This is a genomic window from Streptomyces sp. NBC_00448, assembly GCF_036014115.1.
In the GTDB taxonomy this organism is placed as follows: Bacteria; Actinomycetota; Actinomycetes; order Streptomycetales; family Streptomycetaceae; genus Actinacidiphila.
In genome coordinates this window covers 2,654,607-2,670,398 of record NZ_CP107913.1, presented here as the reverse complement: position 1 = coordinate 2,670,398, position 15,792 = coordinate 2,654,607, and the positions used below count along the sequence as shown (strand labels likewise).

Here is a 15,792-nt window from a genome sequence, read left to right as displayed (position 1 = left end):
CCGGGGCAGCGGCCGGAACCGTGCGGCCGGAACCGAGGTGCCATAGCCACATGGCCGGAACCGCGTGGCCGGCACCGAACCGCCGTGCGGGCGGTGTCAGCTGGGGCGCGACCAGGCGTCCCACAGGGCCGCGTACGTTCCGCCGGCCGCGCGCAGCGCCTCGTGGGTGCCCTGTTCGGTCACCCGACCCCCTTCCATGACGAGGATCGTGTCGGCGGTGGCGGTCTGCGAGAGCCGGTGGGCGACGAGGAGGGCGCTGCGCCCGCGCAGAACCGTGGCGGCGGCGGTGTCGAGCAGCCGTGCCGAGTCACTGCCGCCTTCGGCCGTGGCCTCGTCGAGCACGACCACCTCCGGGTCGAGCAGGAACAACCGGGCCAGGGCGAGGTGTTGGGCCTGGCTGGGGGCGAGGTGGTGGCCGCCGGCGCCGATCACGGTGGCGGCGCCGTCGGGCAGCGCGTCGACCCATCCGGTCGCGCCGACCGCCTCGAGGGCGGCGGTGACCTCCGCGTCGGACGCGTCGGGCCGCGCCAACCGTATGTTGGCGGCGACGGTGCCGGCGAACAGGTGGGTCTCCTGGGTGACGAGGGCCACCCTGCGGTGCAGCTCGGCGGGGGAGAGGCCGGCGAGCGGCACCCCGTCCAGCGTCGCGGTGCCGCGCCGGGGCGTACGGAGCCCCGCCAGCAGCGTGGCCACCGTGGACTTGCCGGAGCCGGTGGTGCCCACGACCGCCACATGCCGACCCGGCTCGATGCGCACGCTCACGTCGTGAATGACGTCCGGCCGGTCGCCGTAGCCGAAGTCCGCGCCGTCGAGCCCGAGGACGGGCCCCCGCCCGGACCGCGACTTCTGTCCCGCCCCCTCGCCCGGCCGAACTCCCGTCGCCGGAACACTTGGTGCGGGTGCGGGTGCGGGTGCGGGTGCGGGTGCGGGTGCGGGCGTCGGCCCGGACTTCGACGAGGGCTCCGCCGCGGAATCCGGTGCGTTCCCCGCCACCGCTGCCGCCTTCGCGGGCGCCGCGTCGAGGACCCCGATCAGGCGGGCCAGCCCGGCCGCCGCCTGCTGCACGCTGTCGAACGCGCCGAGCACCGCGTTGATCGGGTCGAAGAGCCCCACGAAGAAGAGGGCGGCCGTGGTCGCGGCGCCGACGCTCGCCGTGCCGGACCGCACCAGTACGGACGCGGCGAGCAGGATCGCGCCGAGGCCGATGAACTCCGCGACGTTGAGCCGCCCGAAGAAGCGCGTGGCGGTGCGGGTGGCCTTGAACTCGTACTCCGCCGCGGCGAGGGACGCGTCCTCGACGCGGGTGTACTGGCGGCCGCCGAGCCGCAGTGCCCGCACGGTCGGCAGCGCGGCGAAGGCGCCCAGGAGAGCGGAGGTGCGGTGGCCCTCGGCGGTGCGGCCGGCCGCGTAGATCGGGCGTGACGTGCGCAGGTACCAGCGCAGGGTGTGCGCCTGCAGCGGCACCGCGAGCAGCCCGGCGATCGCGAACCGCCAGTCCAGGGAGGCCAGTCCGACCAGGGTGGCCAGGATGGCGAGGGCCGCGGTCACGAAACTCCCGAATCCGCCCTGCGCCGCTTCGGTGACGCGCTCCACGTCGCCGGAGACGCGCGAGACGAGGTCGCCGCTGCCGCCCGCCTCCACCGTGTCCACCGGGAGGGCGAGCGCGGTGCCGACCACCTCCTCACGCAGGTCTGCCACTTCGGGCAGCACGACGCGGGCGAGCAGGACGTTCGATGCCCAGGTGGCCGGCGCGCCCAGGACCGCCGCGGCGGCGAGCAGGGCCACCGGTCCGATCACCGCGGAGGTGCCGCGGCCGTCCACGACCGCCTGCGTCACCCATCCGATGGCGATCGGGCCGACGAGGCCGAGCGCGCTCTCGGCGACCATCACGGCCGTGGTCGCCGCGAGCAGCAGACGGCGTCGGCGGAGCGCGGCGCGCAGATACCCGCGGGTGCGGCGGCCGTCGGCGACCGGGAGCAGCGGCCGGTCGGCGGCGGGTGCGGCGGCCGGGCCGGTGGCGGGGTCAACGGTGGAACCGGCGGCGCTCACCGGGTCAGCAACTCACGGTAGGCGGCGTTGTCCCGCATCAGGCCGGCATGGGTGCCGCTGTCCGCGGTGAGCAGGGTGACGGCCGGGCCGGGCGGCGACCCCTCGCCCTCGGGGCCGGGGTCGCCAGTGTCGCGATCCTTGCCGCGCGGTCGTACGGCACCGCCGTCGGCAACTCCCGTGCCGCCGGGGCCGGTCGGGCCCCCCGTGGTACGGCCTTCCGCCGCGGCGCCGTCCCCTCCGCGGCCGGCTGCCGCCACCTCCTCCGGCACGGCGGCGTGCAGGAAGAACACCCGGTCGCAGCGGGAGAGCAGCGCGGGGCTGGTGGTGACCAGCAGCGAGGTCAGTCCGTCGCGTGCCCGCAACTCGCGCAGGCGGCCGGCGATACGGTCCTCCGTCGCCGCGTCCACGGCCGTGGTCGGGTCGTGCAGCACCAGCACCGGCGGGGCCGCCGCCAGAGCGCGGGCGAGGGCGACGCGCTGCCGCTGCCCGCCGGACAGGCTCTCCCCGCGGTCTCCTACGGGCGCCTGCGCGCCACCAGGCACCGTGTCGATCACCTGGTCCGCGAACGCCGCCCGGGTGCCGCGCTCCGCGGCCTTCGGGTCGGGCGCGAGCAGCGCGATGTTCTCCGCGATGGTGCCCGGGAACAGCACGGCATCATGCGGCGACACCAGCACCCGTGCCCGCAACTCCTCCAACGGCACCTCGCCCACCTCCTTTCCACCGATCTCGATCCGTCCCGCCCCGGGCTCGCCCTCCCGCACCAGCAACCCCGGAATCCGCCCGGCCAACCCGGGCACATCGACCACCAGCCCCGTCAACTCCCCACGCTCAGCCTCGAACGACACCCCCGCGAACCCACCGACCTCGACTCCCGCCACCACAACCCGCGCCCCCTGTCCCTCCGCCCACTCACCCGGGAGAAAGCCGTCCCGCACTTCCTCCCGCATCCCCACGACCTCGAGCACCCGCCCCGCCGACGCCACCGCCCGCGCATACGCCGCGCTCGCCCCCGAGACCACCTGCATCGGTCCCACCACGAATCTTGCCAATCCCAAAGCCGCCACAAACTCCCCCAAACCCATTCGACCCGAAAGTGTGAGCCACCCGCCCACTCCCGCGATCACCGTCAAGTACGCGCCGGTGAAAGCCGTTCCCACCGCCGACAGCAGCGACTGCGACGACACCGCCCGCAGCGACGCCCCCAACGCGGCCCGGCTGGCCCGCCCGTACTGTTCCGCCGCGGTCCGCTCCGCCCCGATTCCCTTGAGCACGCGCATCCCGCGCACCAGGTCCTCCGCGAGCACCGCGGCCTGCCCGGCCTCGTGCTGCTCGGTTCCGCTGTGCCGCCGCAACCGCCGCGCGACCCGGTCCTGCACGACCAGCAGCAGCGCCGTGCCGAGCAGGATCACCGCTCCCAGCGGCAGCGAGAACCACAGCAGCAGCGCCGTGGAGACCGCGAGCACCGCCACCGCCGCCACCGTCTGCGCGACGATCCCGGCGAACGCGCCGACCCGGCCGGCGTCGCTCGCCGCGCGGGTGAGCAGGTCGCCGGGGGCGAGCCGTATACCGCCGGTGGGGCGCAGCACCCGCTCCGTCACCCACATGCGCACCACGTGCCCGGTGTGCTGCTTGGCCCGCATGCTCGCCCGCGCGCCGAAGCGGTACGACAGCGACAGCAGCACGAAGTCCGCGGCGAGCACACCCAGCCACAGCGCGATCGCCCACCGGCTGCCACCCGCGACGGCCTGGCTCACCGTCGCGCCGACCAGCACCGGCACCATCGACTCGCCGAGCTGGTGCGAGCTGTAGAGCGCCGACGCGGCCACCAGGTCCCGACGCCGCGCCCGCAGCGCACCCCACAGCAGCGCGCGCGACGACGGCCACTCGACCGCGGGTGCCGCCGGCGGGGGCGCGGCGGGAGAGGGAGCGGCCGATTGCGGCGGTATCGGTGGGGCGTCGACTGTCACCAGACCGACCCTAAAGGCCCGTCCGGTGGCGTACGCGCACCACGAAGCCAAGCAGTATCGCTGACCGGCCACACCTGCCGCCCCGAAACCGATCCCGCCCAGCTCTTGAAAATGAAAACCAAAGTCGTATAGTGGGGGAATGGCCAGAAACGAACTGCGTCCCGTCGTCAAACTGCGGTCCACCGCGGGCACCGGCTACACCTACGTGACCCGCAAGAACCGCCGGAGCGACCCCGACCGCATGACCCTCCGCAAGTACGACCCCGTCGTGGGTCGACACGTCGACTTCCGTGAGGAGCGCTGAACACCATGAAGCCTGCGATCCACCCCGCCTACCGCCCCGTCGTCTTCCGCGACCGCGCCTCCGGCCACGCCTTCCTGACCCGCTCCACGCTCACCACCGACCGCACCGTCGAGTGGAGCGACGGCCGTGCCTACCCCGTCTTCGACGTGGAGGTCTCGTCGGCGAGCCACCCGTTCTACACGGGCACCCAGCGCGTCATGGACTCCGCCGGCCGCGTCGAGCGGTTCAACCGCCGCTACGGTCACGCGGCACCCGAAGAGCGGTGAGGACCCTGCCGCCCCACCGCCGGGGCGCGCGCTCGCGCCAAGCCGTCCCCGGACGGAGCAGGAACCCGGCCCGGCACGTCCGACGTGCCGGGCCGCGCCATGTCCTGGCACCCGGAGCATGTCCTGGCACCCGGGGTCCTCAGACGTCGCGACGCCGTATCACCACCACGGCGACGACCCCAGAGACGACCGCCCACGCCGCCAGTGCGATCCACGAACCGTGCACCGACGCCGGGTACTTCCCGAAGTCGATCGGCGCCGCCGGATTGGCGACCAGTCGACTCTGCGCGTCGCCCGGAAGCGTGTTCCCGATCTGCCGCAGCAGCTTGTAGCGGTCGCCCCCGAACAGCAGCGGCACCAGGAACAGCAGCGCCACCACCGCGACGACGGAGGCGGTCGCGTGGCGGAACACAGCGCCCAGTGCCATGCCGAGCAGCGCACACACGGGCGCGATCAGCGCATACGCGGCGACACAGCGTACGCACCCGGGATCGGTGATCGACAGGCCGACATGGCGCGAGGCCAGCATCGCGTTGCTGCCGAAGAAGGACACCGTGGACACCGTCGTCCCCATCACCAGCGTGACCGCGGTGACCACGACCAGTTTCGCGAGCGCCACCGCCCGCCGGTCGGGCACCGCCGCGAACGTCGTACGGACCATGCCGGTCGCGTACTCGCCGAACACGGTGATCGCGCCGACCACGGCCGCCGCGAGCATCACCAGGTCGGCGGAGATCTGGTTCAGGCCGTGGAAGATCGGGTCGTACGTCACCGGCCCGCGGCCCGGCATCGGTGGCGGCGGGTGGTCGATGTAGGTGAAGTCGGAGCGGACGGCGTTGAGGTTGACCACGACGGCGACCACGACGCACGACGCGAGCACCCAGTACGTCGACCGCAGCGACCGCAGCTTGATCCACTCGGCGGCGACGAGGTCGGTGAACCGGGGTCGGGGCCCGCCCCCGTCCGCCGAGAGGAGCGGATCACCGGACACGGCAGGGGACGCTGAACTCATCGGGTCTCTCCCGTCCGGTGCCCGGCCTCGGTCCCGGCCGGTGGCCCCGCCGGGTACTCGACGCTGTCGGCGGTCAACCGCAGGAAGGCGCTCTCCAACGACGACGACCTGGTGGCCAGTTCGTAGAGCGTGAGGCCGTGGTGCCCGGCGAGTTCGCCGATCCGGCGGGCGGGCAGCCCCGACACCTCGACCGCCTCCTCGGACTCGGACGCCTGCCGAACTGTCGCGCCCTCCTCCGCCAGCAGTGCCGTCAGCGCCGCCACGTCGGCGGTGCGCACGCTGACGACCGCGGCCCCGTGCGCTGCCCCCGACAGGGCCGCGAGGTGCTCGTCGGCGATCAGCCGGCCGCGCCCGATCACCAGGACCTGCTCGGCGGTGTGCTCGATCTCGCTCATCATGTGGCTGGAGACCAGCACCGTGCGGCCCTCCGCGGCGAGCCGGCGGAACAGGCCGCGTACCCACAGCACCCCTTCCAGATCAAGGCCGTTGAGGGGCTCGTCGAACAGCAGCACCCGCGGCTCCCCGAGCAGCGCCGCCGCGATGCCGAGCCGCTGCTTCATGCCCAGCGAGAAGCCGCCGATGCGCCGCCCGGCGGCCTTGCCGAGCCCCACCTCCTCCAGGACGTCGGCGACCCTGCCGCGAGGGATGTGGTTGCCGCGTGCCAGCGCCGACAGGTGCGCGGCGGCGCTGCGCCCGCCGTGCACGTCCTGGGCGTCGAGCAGTGCCCCCACGTGCCGCAGCCCGCGCGGGCGGTCGGCGAACGGCACTCCGTCGACCGTGACGGTGCCGCCGCTGGGGGCGGTCAGGCCGAGGATCATCCGCAGGGTGGTGGACTTCCCGGCCCCGTTCGGGCCGAGGAAGCCGGTGACCCGTCCCGGACGTACACGGAACGACAGGTCGTCGACGGCGACCGTGGCACCGTAGCGCTTGGTCAAGTGCGTTGCTTCGATCATGGCTTCACGGTGCCGGGAGCGCCGCCCGCCCCGCATCGGGCCGCGGGCCGCATTCCCGGGGCCGTGCACCAGCCCCCGGGACTACGCCTTCGGGCCAATGTGCCGCCCCGCCCCGGGCGCCTACGATCGGCGCATGCCCGCCGCATCCCGTGCTCCGACGCGTACGCCCCTGCTCAGGCGTCCGCCACTGGGCGTGTGGGTGGCCGTCTTCTGGGTGATGGTCGTCCTGGTGCGCAGCTTTCAGCGCCGCAACGAACTGGCCCACCTCACCAGCCTCAACGGCAACATCGAGGACGGCTCGCTCCTCGTCACCGCCCTTGTCACCACCTTCGTCGCCCTGCTGGTCTTCCGGCTGCCACTGGCGGCCCTGGTGGTCTCGCTGTCCGGGTCCGTCGCCGCCATCGGCACCGGCGTGCCCGAGACACCGGTCGTGCTGTTCCTGCTGGCCGCTGTCGTCATCGGCTACATCACCGCGACGCGCTCGCGCCTCATGTCGGTGGCCGGCGCCGTCCTCTCCTGCGTGGTCGTGCTCGTCAGCCAGGACAACGGCGCCGTGTGGGCGGCACTGATCGCCATCACGTTCGTCGCCTGGCTGGTGGGCAACACCGTCCGGCAGAGCCGTACGCACACCGAGGCCCTGCGCCGCCGCGCCACCCAGCAGGCGGTGACCGAGGAGCGGTTGCGGATCGCCCGCGAACTGCACGACATGGTCGCCCACAGCATCGGCATCATCGCCATCCAGGCCGCGTCGGCAGCCGCGTGATGGAGACCCAGCCCGCCGAGACCCGCAAGGCGCTGGACGCCATCGAGGCCACCAGCCGCGAGACCCTGTCCGGCCTGCGCCGCCTGCTCGGGGCACTGCGGGAGACCGACACCGACGGTGGCGAGCCGCCCCGCGACCCGGCGCCGGGCCTCGCCGACCTGGGCGGCCTCGTCACCACCACGCACGAGGTGGGCGTACGCGTCGAGGTCCGCTGGAAGGGGCAACGCCGCCCCCTGGCGCCCGACATCGACCTGTCGGCCTTCCGCATCGTCCAGGAGGCGGTCACCAACGTGGTCAGGCACTCGGGCACCCGCGACTGCGCGATCACCCTCGACTACCGGCAGGACGCGCTGCTGGTGGAGGTGGTCGACCTCGGTTGCGGCGGCCGGCCGTCCACGGCGAGCGGCGGCTACGGCATCGTCGGCATGCGCGAGCGGGTCAGCCTGCTGCACGGCGAGTTCAGCGCGGGCCCGCGGCCGGGCGGCGGCTTCCGGGTGGCGGCGCGGCTGCCGCTGCCGGCGGGTGACGCGGGCGCGGTGTCGACCGCGGAGACCGGTGGCCGCGCGGGTGCGCAGGAGCGTACGGAACCGGCGACGGATACGGCACCTGCCGGTGCTGCCGGTCCCGCGGGCGAGGAGTGCCTGCCCGTGAGCGTCACCGAGCCCGCTTCACCCGCCGGACGGGTTCGCGGATGATCCGCGTCCTCCTCACCGACGACCAGCCGCTGATCCGCACCGGTCTGCGCGTGCTGATCGCCGACACCCCGGACATCGAGGTCGTGGGGGAGGCGGGTGATGGCGCAGAGGCGGTGGCGCTGGCCGGGCAACTGCGCCCGGACGTCGCCGTGATGGACATCCGCATGCCCGGCATGGACGGTATCGAGGCCACCCGGCTGATCACGGGCGCGGCCGGCGACGGGACACGCGTGCTCGTCCTGACGACGTTCGACGACGACGAGTACGTGTACGCGGCGCTGCGGGCCGGGGCGAGCGGGTTCCTGCTCAAGGACATGCGGCTGGAGACCATCCTCGACGGCATCCGCGTCGTCGCGGCCGGCGACGGGCTGATCGCGCCCGCCGTGACCCGGCGGCTGATCGAGGAGTTCGCCCGGCGGGCGCCACTCGCCGGCGCACCGGCACGAGGACCGTCACGGGGAGGGGAAGCGGATCGGAGCGGGCGGCGCCGGGAGGCCGGGCACGGAGGGCCGGACGAGCCGGACGGGCAAGAGGGGCAGGACGAGCGACTGCGCGGCATCACCGACCGTGAACGGGAGGTGCTGACGCTTGTCGGACGCGGGATGTCCAACACCGAGATCGCGCAGACCCTGTTCATCAGCGTGGCGACGGCCAAGTCCCACGTGGCGCGGCTGTTCTCCAAACTCGGCGCGCGCGACCGGGTCCAGCTGGTGATCATCTCGTATGAGACAGGGCTCGTGGGCTGAATATCGGACTTCTCGTGCGGGCTGTGGATAACTTTGCGCACGGAGGTGGACGCAGCCCGTAACGTGGTTCTCGCGTGGTGCAGGGAGCGCCGCGTTCATTCCCGTCCGGGAAGCCGGGGATGACGGGGGATACCAGGGGTGCCGGGGGTAGAAATGGACGGGTTCGTTTTCGGAGAGTTCCGCGTGGTGGTCGGCGGCCGCGGCCACGGTGTGAGAGTGGAGCGCGCCGCGCCCGAAGGCGGTCGGCGAGGCGGGGGCCGAGGCGGCGGTGAGGGCGAAGCCGGCCCGGCTCAGCGCGTGCCGCGGCGGCGGGCGAACCATCCGCACACGGGCGCGGTGGGCACACTGGTGGGGCGGGAAGAGCAATTGGGGCTGATGCGCAGCGCCGTGCGATCGCGCCGCATGGTCGAATTCACCGCGAAATGCGGCTCGGGAAAGACCTCTCTGCTGCGCGCCGTCGCGCCGGATGCATACATCCGCGTCGGTGCCGCCGATCTTGAGGATTTCCTCCAGGACATGGTCCGCGAATTCTACGAGTACCCGCCGGGAGCACCCCGGTTGACCACGGACGAGTGCCGGCGCGCCCTCGAGCAGGTCGTCGCCGTGGTCGCGCTGGATGACGTGGGATACGGCCCGTTGCAGCTCGCCGATCTGCGGGACGCGTTACGCGGGTGCGCGGTGCTGATGGGCGCGGTCCGCCCGGGAATCGGGCGGCTCGGGGTGTCCCACCCGCTGCCCGGCCTCACCTCTGCGGACGCGATGACCTTGCTCTCCCGCGACCTCGACCGGATCGTCGCCGAGTCCGAACTGCCGCACGCGCGACGACTGGTGGCCGTGGTCGGCGGCAGACCGCTCGCATTGCGCCAGGCCGCCGCGCTGGTGCGGCACGAAGGCCGCCGCTTCGCCGAGTTGGCGCAAGAGGTCGAGCTGGACCCGGGAGTGCTCGACGAGTTGGCGATCGCCGCGCTCGACCCGGAGTCCAAGCGCGCGTTGGCCGTGCTCGCACTGCTCGGCGGCGCTCACCTGCCCGCCCGACTGGTCGCGGCGATGGCGGAAGTGCCGGCCGGCGCCGAGCGGTTCGACCGCCTGTGCGCGCGGGGGCTCGCCGAGAAGCGCGGTGACCGCTTCGGCCTGCCGACCGGGCTCCCCGAGCCCTACCTGCGACTGCTCCACCGCCACCTCGACTTCGGCGTCTCGCTGCGGGCCCTCGGCAACTGGATCGAGGCGCGCGACCCGTGCGGCGCCGAGGCGAGGCAGGCAGCGGACGCGGCGGTGCCCTTGCTGGACACGGCGGCCGGCCGCCGCGAATGGGACACGGTGATCGCGCTCGCCGCGATCGTGGAGCCGGTGCTGTGTATCCAGGGGCACTGGAGGTCCTGGCAGCGGACGTTGGAGATCGGGCGCATCGCGGCCCTCGAACTGCCGGACGCCGTGGCGGAGGCCCACTTCGCCCACCAGGAGGGCACACTCCATCTCCTGGAAGGCCGTCCGGATGCGGCCAGGGACGCGCTGGCCCACGCGTTGGAGCTGCGCACCCGCTACGCGAGGGCCGCGGACGGCAGCGCGGCGGAGGAGACCCGGGCCAACCTCGCGCTCGTCGCGGACGATTGCGGCGACTGGCGAGGTGCGGGCGGCGCGGGCGTCCCGCGGGCCTCTCTCGGCGGTCGGCTGGCGGGCATGGGCCGTGCGGCGAGCCGCCGGGCGCGGGCCCGGGCACGTCGGCGGCGCAGAGCACTCGTGGGAATGGGCGCGGCGACCGTGGTCCTCGCGGCCGGTGTGGCGGTCGCGGTCGGCGCCGTCGGGAGGGACGCGCTGGGCGGAGCGGGCGGCTCGGGCTGGCACCACAACGCCTCGGCGGCCGGGGCCAAGGGCGGCTCGGCGGCGTCGGGCGGCCTGCCCAGCGCCCACCGGATCGACGGCGGCACCAAGGACCAGGGCGCCCCCGGCGGCACCCTCCCCACCGGGTCCGACGACCCGGCCGACCCGGGCGCCGCACTGAAACCCCTCACGATCAAGGGCACGGGAGACTACGGCGACGTGCACGCGGGTTCGGCCGGCGCCGCCCCGGTCGCCAAGCTGACCATCACCAACCCGAACGGCAGCCCGGTCCCGCTGGACGCGATCAGCCTGTCCGCCCCCTCCGACTTCGCCATCACCACGGGCTCGTGCCACACCGGCGAGGGCATGTCGCCCGGGTTCCTCGACGACGAGGCGGGCGGTGGTCCGGCACCGGCCAAAGGGCTGGCGGCGGGCACCAGTTGCAGCGTGAGCGTGCGGTTCGCGCCCACCGCGCTCGGCAGGCGCGCCGACACCCTCACGGTCAGCTACGGCAAGGACGGCAGGAGCACCGCCCGTCTCACCGGCCGCGCCTTCGCCACGGTCAAGGTGACCGTCACCCCGGACACGGGCGGCCGGCGACACGGTTACGTCGACATCGCCGCCGACGGAACCACCACCAAGTGCGACCAGCCCACGCCCTGCACGGTCCGCTACTTCGACGCGAAGGCCCCGCTCTCCCTCAAAGCCCACGGCGACTTCGCGGGCGCCGACAGCTCCGGCGCCGCCGGGGACAGCGGCGGCACAGCCGGCGCGAGCGGTAGCGGCAGTTCGAGCACGGCGGGGAGCATAGGCGGCGCGGGCGACGCGGGCGATTCGAGCACGTCCGGGGGTTCCGGTGCGTCCGGCGGATCGTCCGGGGCCGGCGGCACCGTGAGCGAGCCGTATCAGCCGGACACCTGGACCGGTCCGTGTGCCGGTTCGGTGGACGAGTGCGACCCCACCCCGGGTGGCGACGTCACCACCAGCGTGCACTTCGCCCTGGGCAGCTCATGACTCCTTGGTTCCGAACTCGGCCGCGGGGCACGGCAGTTTCCGGAGGCACGGGTGCGGGCCCGCACAGCGGCTCGCCATGTCCCCGGTCCGCAGGCCCGCCTGTCCGACCGGCTCGGTGCGAAGACCGGCCCGACCGGCGCCCGCCCGAGCCGACCGCCACACCGAGCAGCCGAGCCCACCGAGCCCGGCCGGCCCCACCATCAGGCGGTGGCCCACGCCTCCTCCGCGGTGGTCACCGGCGCCCCTGTGCGCGCGGACTCCTCGACGGCCAAGGCGAGCAGGTGGTCCTGGCAGCCCTCGGCCAGCGGGTAGGGCTCGGGCCCCTCGCCGCGCACCCAGGCGCCGGTCCGGCACAGCAGGTCCACCACCGCGAGGTCGTCCTCGGACAGGCTCGCGCCGACGTAGTCGTTGCGCCACACCACGCGGCCGTCGAAGGAGATGTGGTGCACCTCGGCGCCCTCGAGGTTGAGGTCGGTGCCGGTGCGGCGGCGGACCAGCGCGGACTCCACCGGGGTCCGCGGGTCGGCCATCCGCACCACGCTGTCGTCCACGATCTCGCCGAGCGAGCCGCGGACGACGACCCGGCGGGCGCGCAGCGGGTTCCACCACTGGTTGTCGGTGAAGTCGTACAGGCCGGTGCGGCCGGCGCCGAAGTCGATCAGGGCGAGGGTGGTCGTCGCGTCTTTGGGCGTCAGGTCGTCCGACCAGCCCTTGGGGGAGAGCGGGTCGGCCAGCGGTGCGGTGAAGGCGCGCGCGGTCACCGTCGCCGGCCCGAAGCCGACGCCGAGGGTGTGCCGGATCAGGGACATCGCGTGGTACATGTGCGTGGAGGAGAGCTGGACCGAGGTGGCCGCGCCGATCACCCCGTCGCGGACGAGGGCGATCCGGGCCGCGTGCCCGGGCATCAGCACGTACTGCTCGGCGACCTGCACCAGCGCGCCGCCGTCCGCGGCCGAAGCCGAGTCCCCGTCCCCGCCGGTAGCGGCGCGGCGGGCGCCGCCCACCGCGCTCCACAACTCCCGGAGCCCCGCCGCGTCCGGCGCCGGCGGCGTCTCGGCCAGCACCGGCACGCCCTGCTCCACCAGGTCCCGCACCGCTCCGGGAGTCACGTCCCAAGGCACCGACGGGATCACGAACTCCGGTTCGGCCGCGAGCAGTTCGTCGACCGTACGGTAGGCGGGCACGCCCCATGCCGTGCGGACCTGCTCGGCCCGTTCCGCCGAGCGGGTCACCACCCCGGCCACCGCGAGCCGCTCGGGCAGTGCCCGGGCGAGCCGTACGAAGAACTCCGACCGCCAACCGCTACCGACAATGCCGAACCGTATCGGCGCCGCGTCCACGTCACCCATCGCGCCGGCCTCCAGCCGCTCGCTTGCCCGCGGGCACGTCACCGTCCCGCCTCACTGCTGGAAAACCATACGGTCAACGCCCCACGCACCGACATCCGGTCCCGCCACCCGGTACCGGCAGCCCACCGCGGCGGGTGCCCCCATCGGGCCGCACGGGTACGCAAGGCAACCCGGGCCGACCCGGGCGCGGCTCACCCTGTGCGTCGCCGGGGCGCTACTTCAGCAGTCGCGACATCCGCCGGTCCGCCAGCGGCTTCCCACCGGTCTGGCAGGTCGGGCAGTAATTGAGCGCCGAGTCGCTGAACGACACCTCGCGAACGGTGTCCCCGCACACCGGGCACGGCTCGCCCTTGCGCCCGTGCACCCGCAACCCGCTCTTCTTCTCGGCCTTCAGATCCCGCAGCGGCAGCCCCCGCGAGCGCTCCACCGCGTCCCGCAGCGTGCTGCCGATCATGTCGTACAGCAGCGCCGCCTCCTGCCCCGACAGTTTCGCGGCGAGCTTGTACGGCGACATCTTCGCCGCGTGCAGGATCTCGTCCGAGTAGGCGTTGCCGATCCCCGCGATCACGCTCTGGTCGCGCAGCACCCCCTTGATCTGCCGCCGCTCGCCCGCCAGCAGCCGCGCGAACGCCTCGGGGGTGAAGTCCGCCGCCAGCGGGTCCGGCCCCAGCCGCGCCACGCCCGGCACCTCCGCCAGGTCGTGCACCACGTAGACCGCCAGCCGCTTCTGCGTGCCGAACTCCGTCACGTCGAAGCCGGTCCCGGCCGGCTCCGCGAGCCGTACCCGCAGCGCCAGCGGCCCCTTGCCGGGCCGGGGCGGCGCGTCGGGCAGGTTGTCGTTCCAGCGCACCCAGCCCGCCCGCGCCAGGTGCATCACCAGGTGCAGGTCGCCGGCCGCCAGGTCGAGGAACTTGCCGTGCCGCGCGACCGCGTCGAACGCCCGCCCTTCCAGGTCCGCGACCCCCGGGCGGTACGTCTTGAGGGCGTTCACCGCCAGCGGGTACACCCGCTCGACGGTCCGCCCCACCAGGTGGTCGTCGAGAAACCAGCGCAGCGCTTCGACCTCGGGCAATTCAGGCATACCCCCTATGATGCCTCCGCGTCCCGCGCTTCCCCGGCCTGAGCTTCCCCGGCCCGCGCGCTCCCGTCACGCGCTGTCCCGTCCCACACTGCGTCGTTCCGCGCGTTCCCGTCACGCCGTTCAAGGGTGGCGAGGAAGCTCTCCGCCGCGTCCTGGACCCGGGCCCGGTCGCCGGTGGCGAGCAGGTCGAGCAGCAGGCCGCGGATCGTCGCGATCACGAGCGTGGCCGTGCGTTTCGCGGTCACCGGGTCGGTGCCGGGCCCCTGCGTCTCGCACAGCGCGTTCATCCAGTCGGCGACCACCCGGTCCAGGAACTCCGCGAACTGCTCCGGCGCCTGGAGCGCGCGCCCGTAGACGGCGAAGAACAGCCTGAACTCCGCCCCCTGCCGCGGGTCCGAGGTCCGGGTCCAGACCGCGCGCACCGCCGTCGCCAGGTCGGGCTGCTCGCCGAGGGTGTCGTTGGTGGCCGCGAAGATGCGCTCCCGCAGCCGCCCGAGGATGGCCTCCAGCATCTGCTCCTTGGTGCCGAAGCGGTGCACCAGGGTCGTGGTCGACACGCCGAGCGCGGCGGCGACCGGCCGCCACGACAGCTCGGAGAACCCGTGCTCGACCGTGTAGTCCACCACCGCGTCGAGCAGCTCCGCCCGCCGCTGATGGTCGACCGGGCGCCCCGCCATCGCTTCCTCCTGCTGCTCCCGTACACGGCCCGCCGCCCCCGGCGCTTCCGCCGCCGGGCGTGGCCTCGGTTTGACATTTCTGGTACGACTGTACACAGAATATTTCTAGCACGACCGTACAAATAATAAGACCCTCTGGAGGTTCCCCGTGCACGTCTTCGTCACCGGAGCATCGGGCTGGATCGGCCGCGGGCTCGTTCCCGACCTGATCGCCGCCGGCCACAAGGTCACCGGGCTGGCCCGTTCCGACAACTCGGCCCGCGCCCTGCGCGACGCGGGCGCCGAGGTCCGCCTCGGCTCGCTCGACGACCTCGACACCCTGCGCAGTGCCGCCGCCGACTCCGACGGCGTCGTCCACCTCGCCTTCAAGCACGACATCGCCTTCGCGGGCGACTTCGCCGGGGCCACCGGCGCCGACCGCGCGGTAATCGAGACCTTCGGGGAGACCCTGGCCGGCACCGGCAAGCCGTTCGTCATCGCCTCCGGCATCCTCGGCGTGCTCGGGCTCCCGCCCGGCGCCGTCGCCACCGAACGCGACGGGCCGGCCGCGCCCGCCGCGGAGCAGGGCGCCCCGATCGCCGGCGCCAACGCGCGGATCGCCAACGCCCACTACACGCTCGCCCTCTCCGACCGCGGCGTACGCTCCTCGGTCGTACGGCTGCCCCCGGCCACGCACGGAAACGGCGACAACGGGTTCATCCCGACCGTGATCGGCTTCGCCCGCGAGAAGGGCGCGGCCGCCTACGTCGGCGACGGCGCCAACCGCTGGCCGTCGGTCCACCGCGACGACGCCGCCCGCCTGTTCCGCCTCGCGCTGGAGTCCGCGCCGGCCGGGTCGGTGCTGCACGCGGTCGGCGACGAGGGCGTACCGATCCGCGAGGTCGCCGAAGTCCTCGCCGAACGCCTCGGCATCCCCGCGGTCTCCGTCCCGCCCGAGCGGGCCGGGGAGTACGTCGGCTGGCTCGGCGGTTTCTGGGGCACCGACGGCCCCGCCTCGGCGCGGCTCACCCGCGACCTGCTCGGGTGGGAACCGACCCGCCCGGGCCTGATCGCCGACCTCAAGGAGGGCCACTACTTCGCATGACGCCCCCGGTCCGC

At 73.9% G+C, this 15,792-nt stretch carries 14 protein-coding genes; 7 read left to right on the top strand and 7 right to left on the bottom strand.

Annotated features, from left to right (window positions below; all coding sequences use genetic code 11):
* Positions 1 to 96: 96 nt before the first annotated feature.
* Entirely contained in the window at positions 97 to 2,049 is a 1,953-nt protein-coding gene (locus tag OG370_RS11360) for an ABC transporter ATP-binding protein (RefSeq protein WP_328463183.1), read from the bottom strand.
* Positions 2,046 to 4,016, bottom strand: a complete 1,971-nt coding sequence (locus OG370_RS11355; protein ID WP_328463181.1) for an ABC transporter ATP-binding protein — start codon at positions 4,014 to 4,016, stop codon at positions 2,046 to 2,048. Before OG370_RS11355 ends, OG370_RS11360 begins: the two co-directional genes overlap by 4 nt.
* Before the next feature lie 139 nt (positions 4,017 to 4,155).
* Here OG370_RS11355 and rpmG point away from each other — a divergent pair, with 139 nt between their 5' ends.
* A complete protein-coding gene (gene rpmG / locus OG370_RS11350; protein WP_328463179.1) occupies positions 4,156 to 4,320 on the top strand; it encodes a 50S ribosomal protein L33 in 165 nt (54 codons plus the stop codon).
* 5 nt (positions 4,321 to 4,325) lie between these two features.
* Positions 4,326 to 4,586: a type B 50S ribosomal protein L31 gene (locus tag OG370_RS11345; RefSeq protein ID WP_328463177.1), complete on the top strand. Its 261-nt coding sequence runs from the start codon at positions 4,326 to 4,328 to the stop codon at positions 4,584 to 4,586.
* A gap of 139 nt (positions 4,587 to 4,725) precedes the next feature.
* Here the strand turns inward: OG370_RS11345 and OG370_RS11340 are convergent, their stop codons facing one another.
* Together OG370_RS11340 and OG370_RS11335 are read right to left on the bottom strand one after the other, a co-directional pair.
* Positions 4,726 to 5,598, bottom strand: coding sequence for an ABC transporter permease (locus tag OG370_RS11340; RefSeq protein ID WP_328463175.1), 873 nt, complete (start codon positions 5,596 to 5,598; stop codon positions 4,726 to 4,728).
* Entirely contained in the window at positions 5,595 to 6,551 is a 957-nt protein-coding gene (locus OG370_RS11335; protein ID WP_328463173.1) for an ABC transporter ATP-binding protein, read from the bottom strand. Before OG370_RS11335 ends, OG370_RS11340 begins: the two co-directional genes overlap by 4 nt.
* A gap of 133 nt (positions 6,552 to 6,684) precedes the next feature.
* On the opposite strand from OG370_RS11335, the gene OG370_RS11330 reads away from it, so the two are divergent.
* The 4 genes from OG370_RS11330 to OG370_RS11315 all read left to right on the top strand — a co-directional run bounded on the left by OG370_RS11330 (position 6,685) and on the right by OG370_RS11315 (position 11,587).
* Entirely contained in the window at positions 6,685 to 7,314 is a 630-nt protein-coding gene (locus OG370_RS11330) for a histidine kinase (protein ID WP_328463171.1), read from the top strand.
* Entirely contained in the window at positions 7,314 to 8,009 is a 696-nt protein-coding gene (locus tag OG370_RS11325; RefSeq protein ID WP_328463169.1) for a sensor histidine kinase, read from the top strand. The genes OG370_RS11330 and OG370_RS11325 overlap by 1 nt, the downstream gene beginning before the upstream one ends.
* On the top strand, positions 8,006 to 8,755 hold the full coding sequence (locus OG370_RS11320; protein WP_328463167.1) for a response regulator transcription factor: 750 nt from the start codon (positions 8,006 to 8,008) through the stop codon (positions 8,753 to 8,755). Before OG370_RS11325 ends, OG370_RS11320 begins: the two co-directional genes overlap by 4 nt.
* 402 nt (positions 8,756 to 9,157) lie before the next feature.
* The gene (locus OG370_RS11315; RefSeq protein WP_328463165.1) at positions 9,158 to 11,587 is read left to right on the top strand and encodes a hypothetical protein; all 2,430 of its coding nucleotides are present in this window, start codon (positions 9,158 to 9,160) and stop codon (positions 11,585 to 11,587) included.
* Positions 11,588 to 11,787: 200 nt separating this feature from the next.
* Here OG370_RS11315 and OG370_RS11310 read toward each other — a convergent pair whose 3' ends face one another.
* The 3 genes from OG370_RS11310 to OG370_RS11300 form a co-directional block, all read right to left on the bottom strand.
* Positions 11,788 to 12,936, bottom strand: a complete 1,149-nt coding sequence (locus OG370_RS11310; protein WP_328463163.1) for a Gfo/Idh/MocA family protein — start codon at positions 12,934 to 12,936, stop codon at positions 11,788 to 11,790.
* A 214-nt stretch (positions 12,937 to 13,150) separates the two neighbouring features.
* The gene (locus OG370_RS11305) at positions 13,151 to 14,017 is read right to left on the bottom strand and encodes an Fpg/Nei family DNA glycosylase (RefSeq protein ID WP_328463161.1); all 867 of its coding nucleotides are present in this window, start codon (positions 14,015 to 14,017) and stop codon (positions 13,151 to 13,153) included.
* A gap of 5 nt (positions 14,018 to 14,022) precedes the next feature.
* The gene (locus OG370_RS11300) at positions 14,023 to 14,694 is read right to left on the bottom strand and encodes a TetR/AcrR family transcriptional regulator (protein ID WP_328463159.1); all 672 of its coding nucleotides are present in this window, start codon (positions 14,692 to 14,694) and stop codon (positions 14,023 to 14,025) included.
* A gap of 148 nt (positions 14,695 to 14,842) precedes the next feature.
* Between OG370_RS11300 and OG370_RS11295 the strand changes: the two genes are divergently transcribed.
* Positions 14,843 to 15,778, top strand: coding sequence for an SDR family oxidoreductase (locus OG370_RS11295; protein WP_328463157.1), 936 nt, complete (start codon positions 14,843 to 14,845; stop codon positions 15,776 to 15,778).
* Positions 15,779 to 15,792 lie beyond the last annotated feature (14 nt).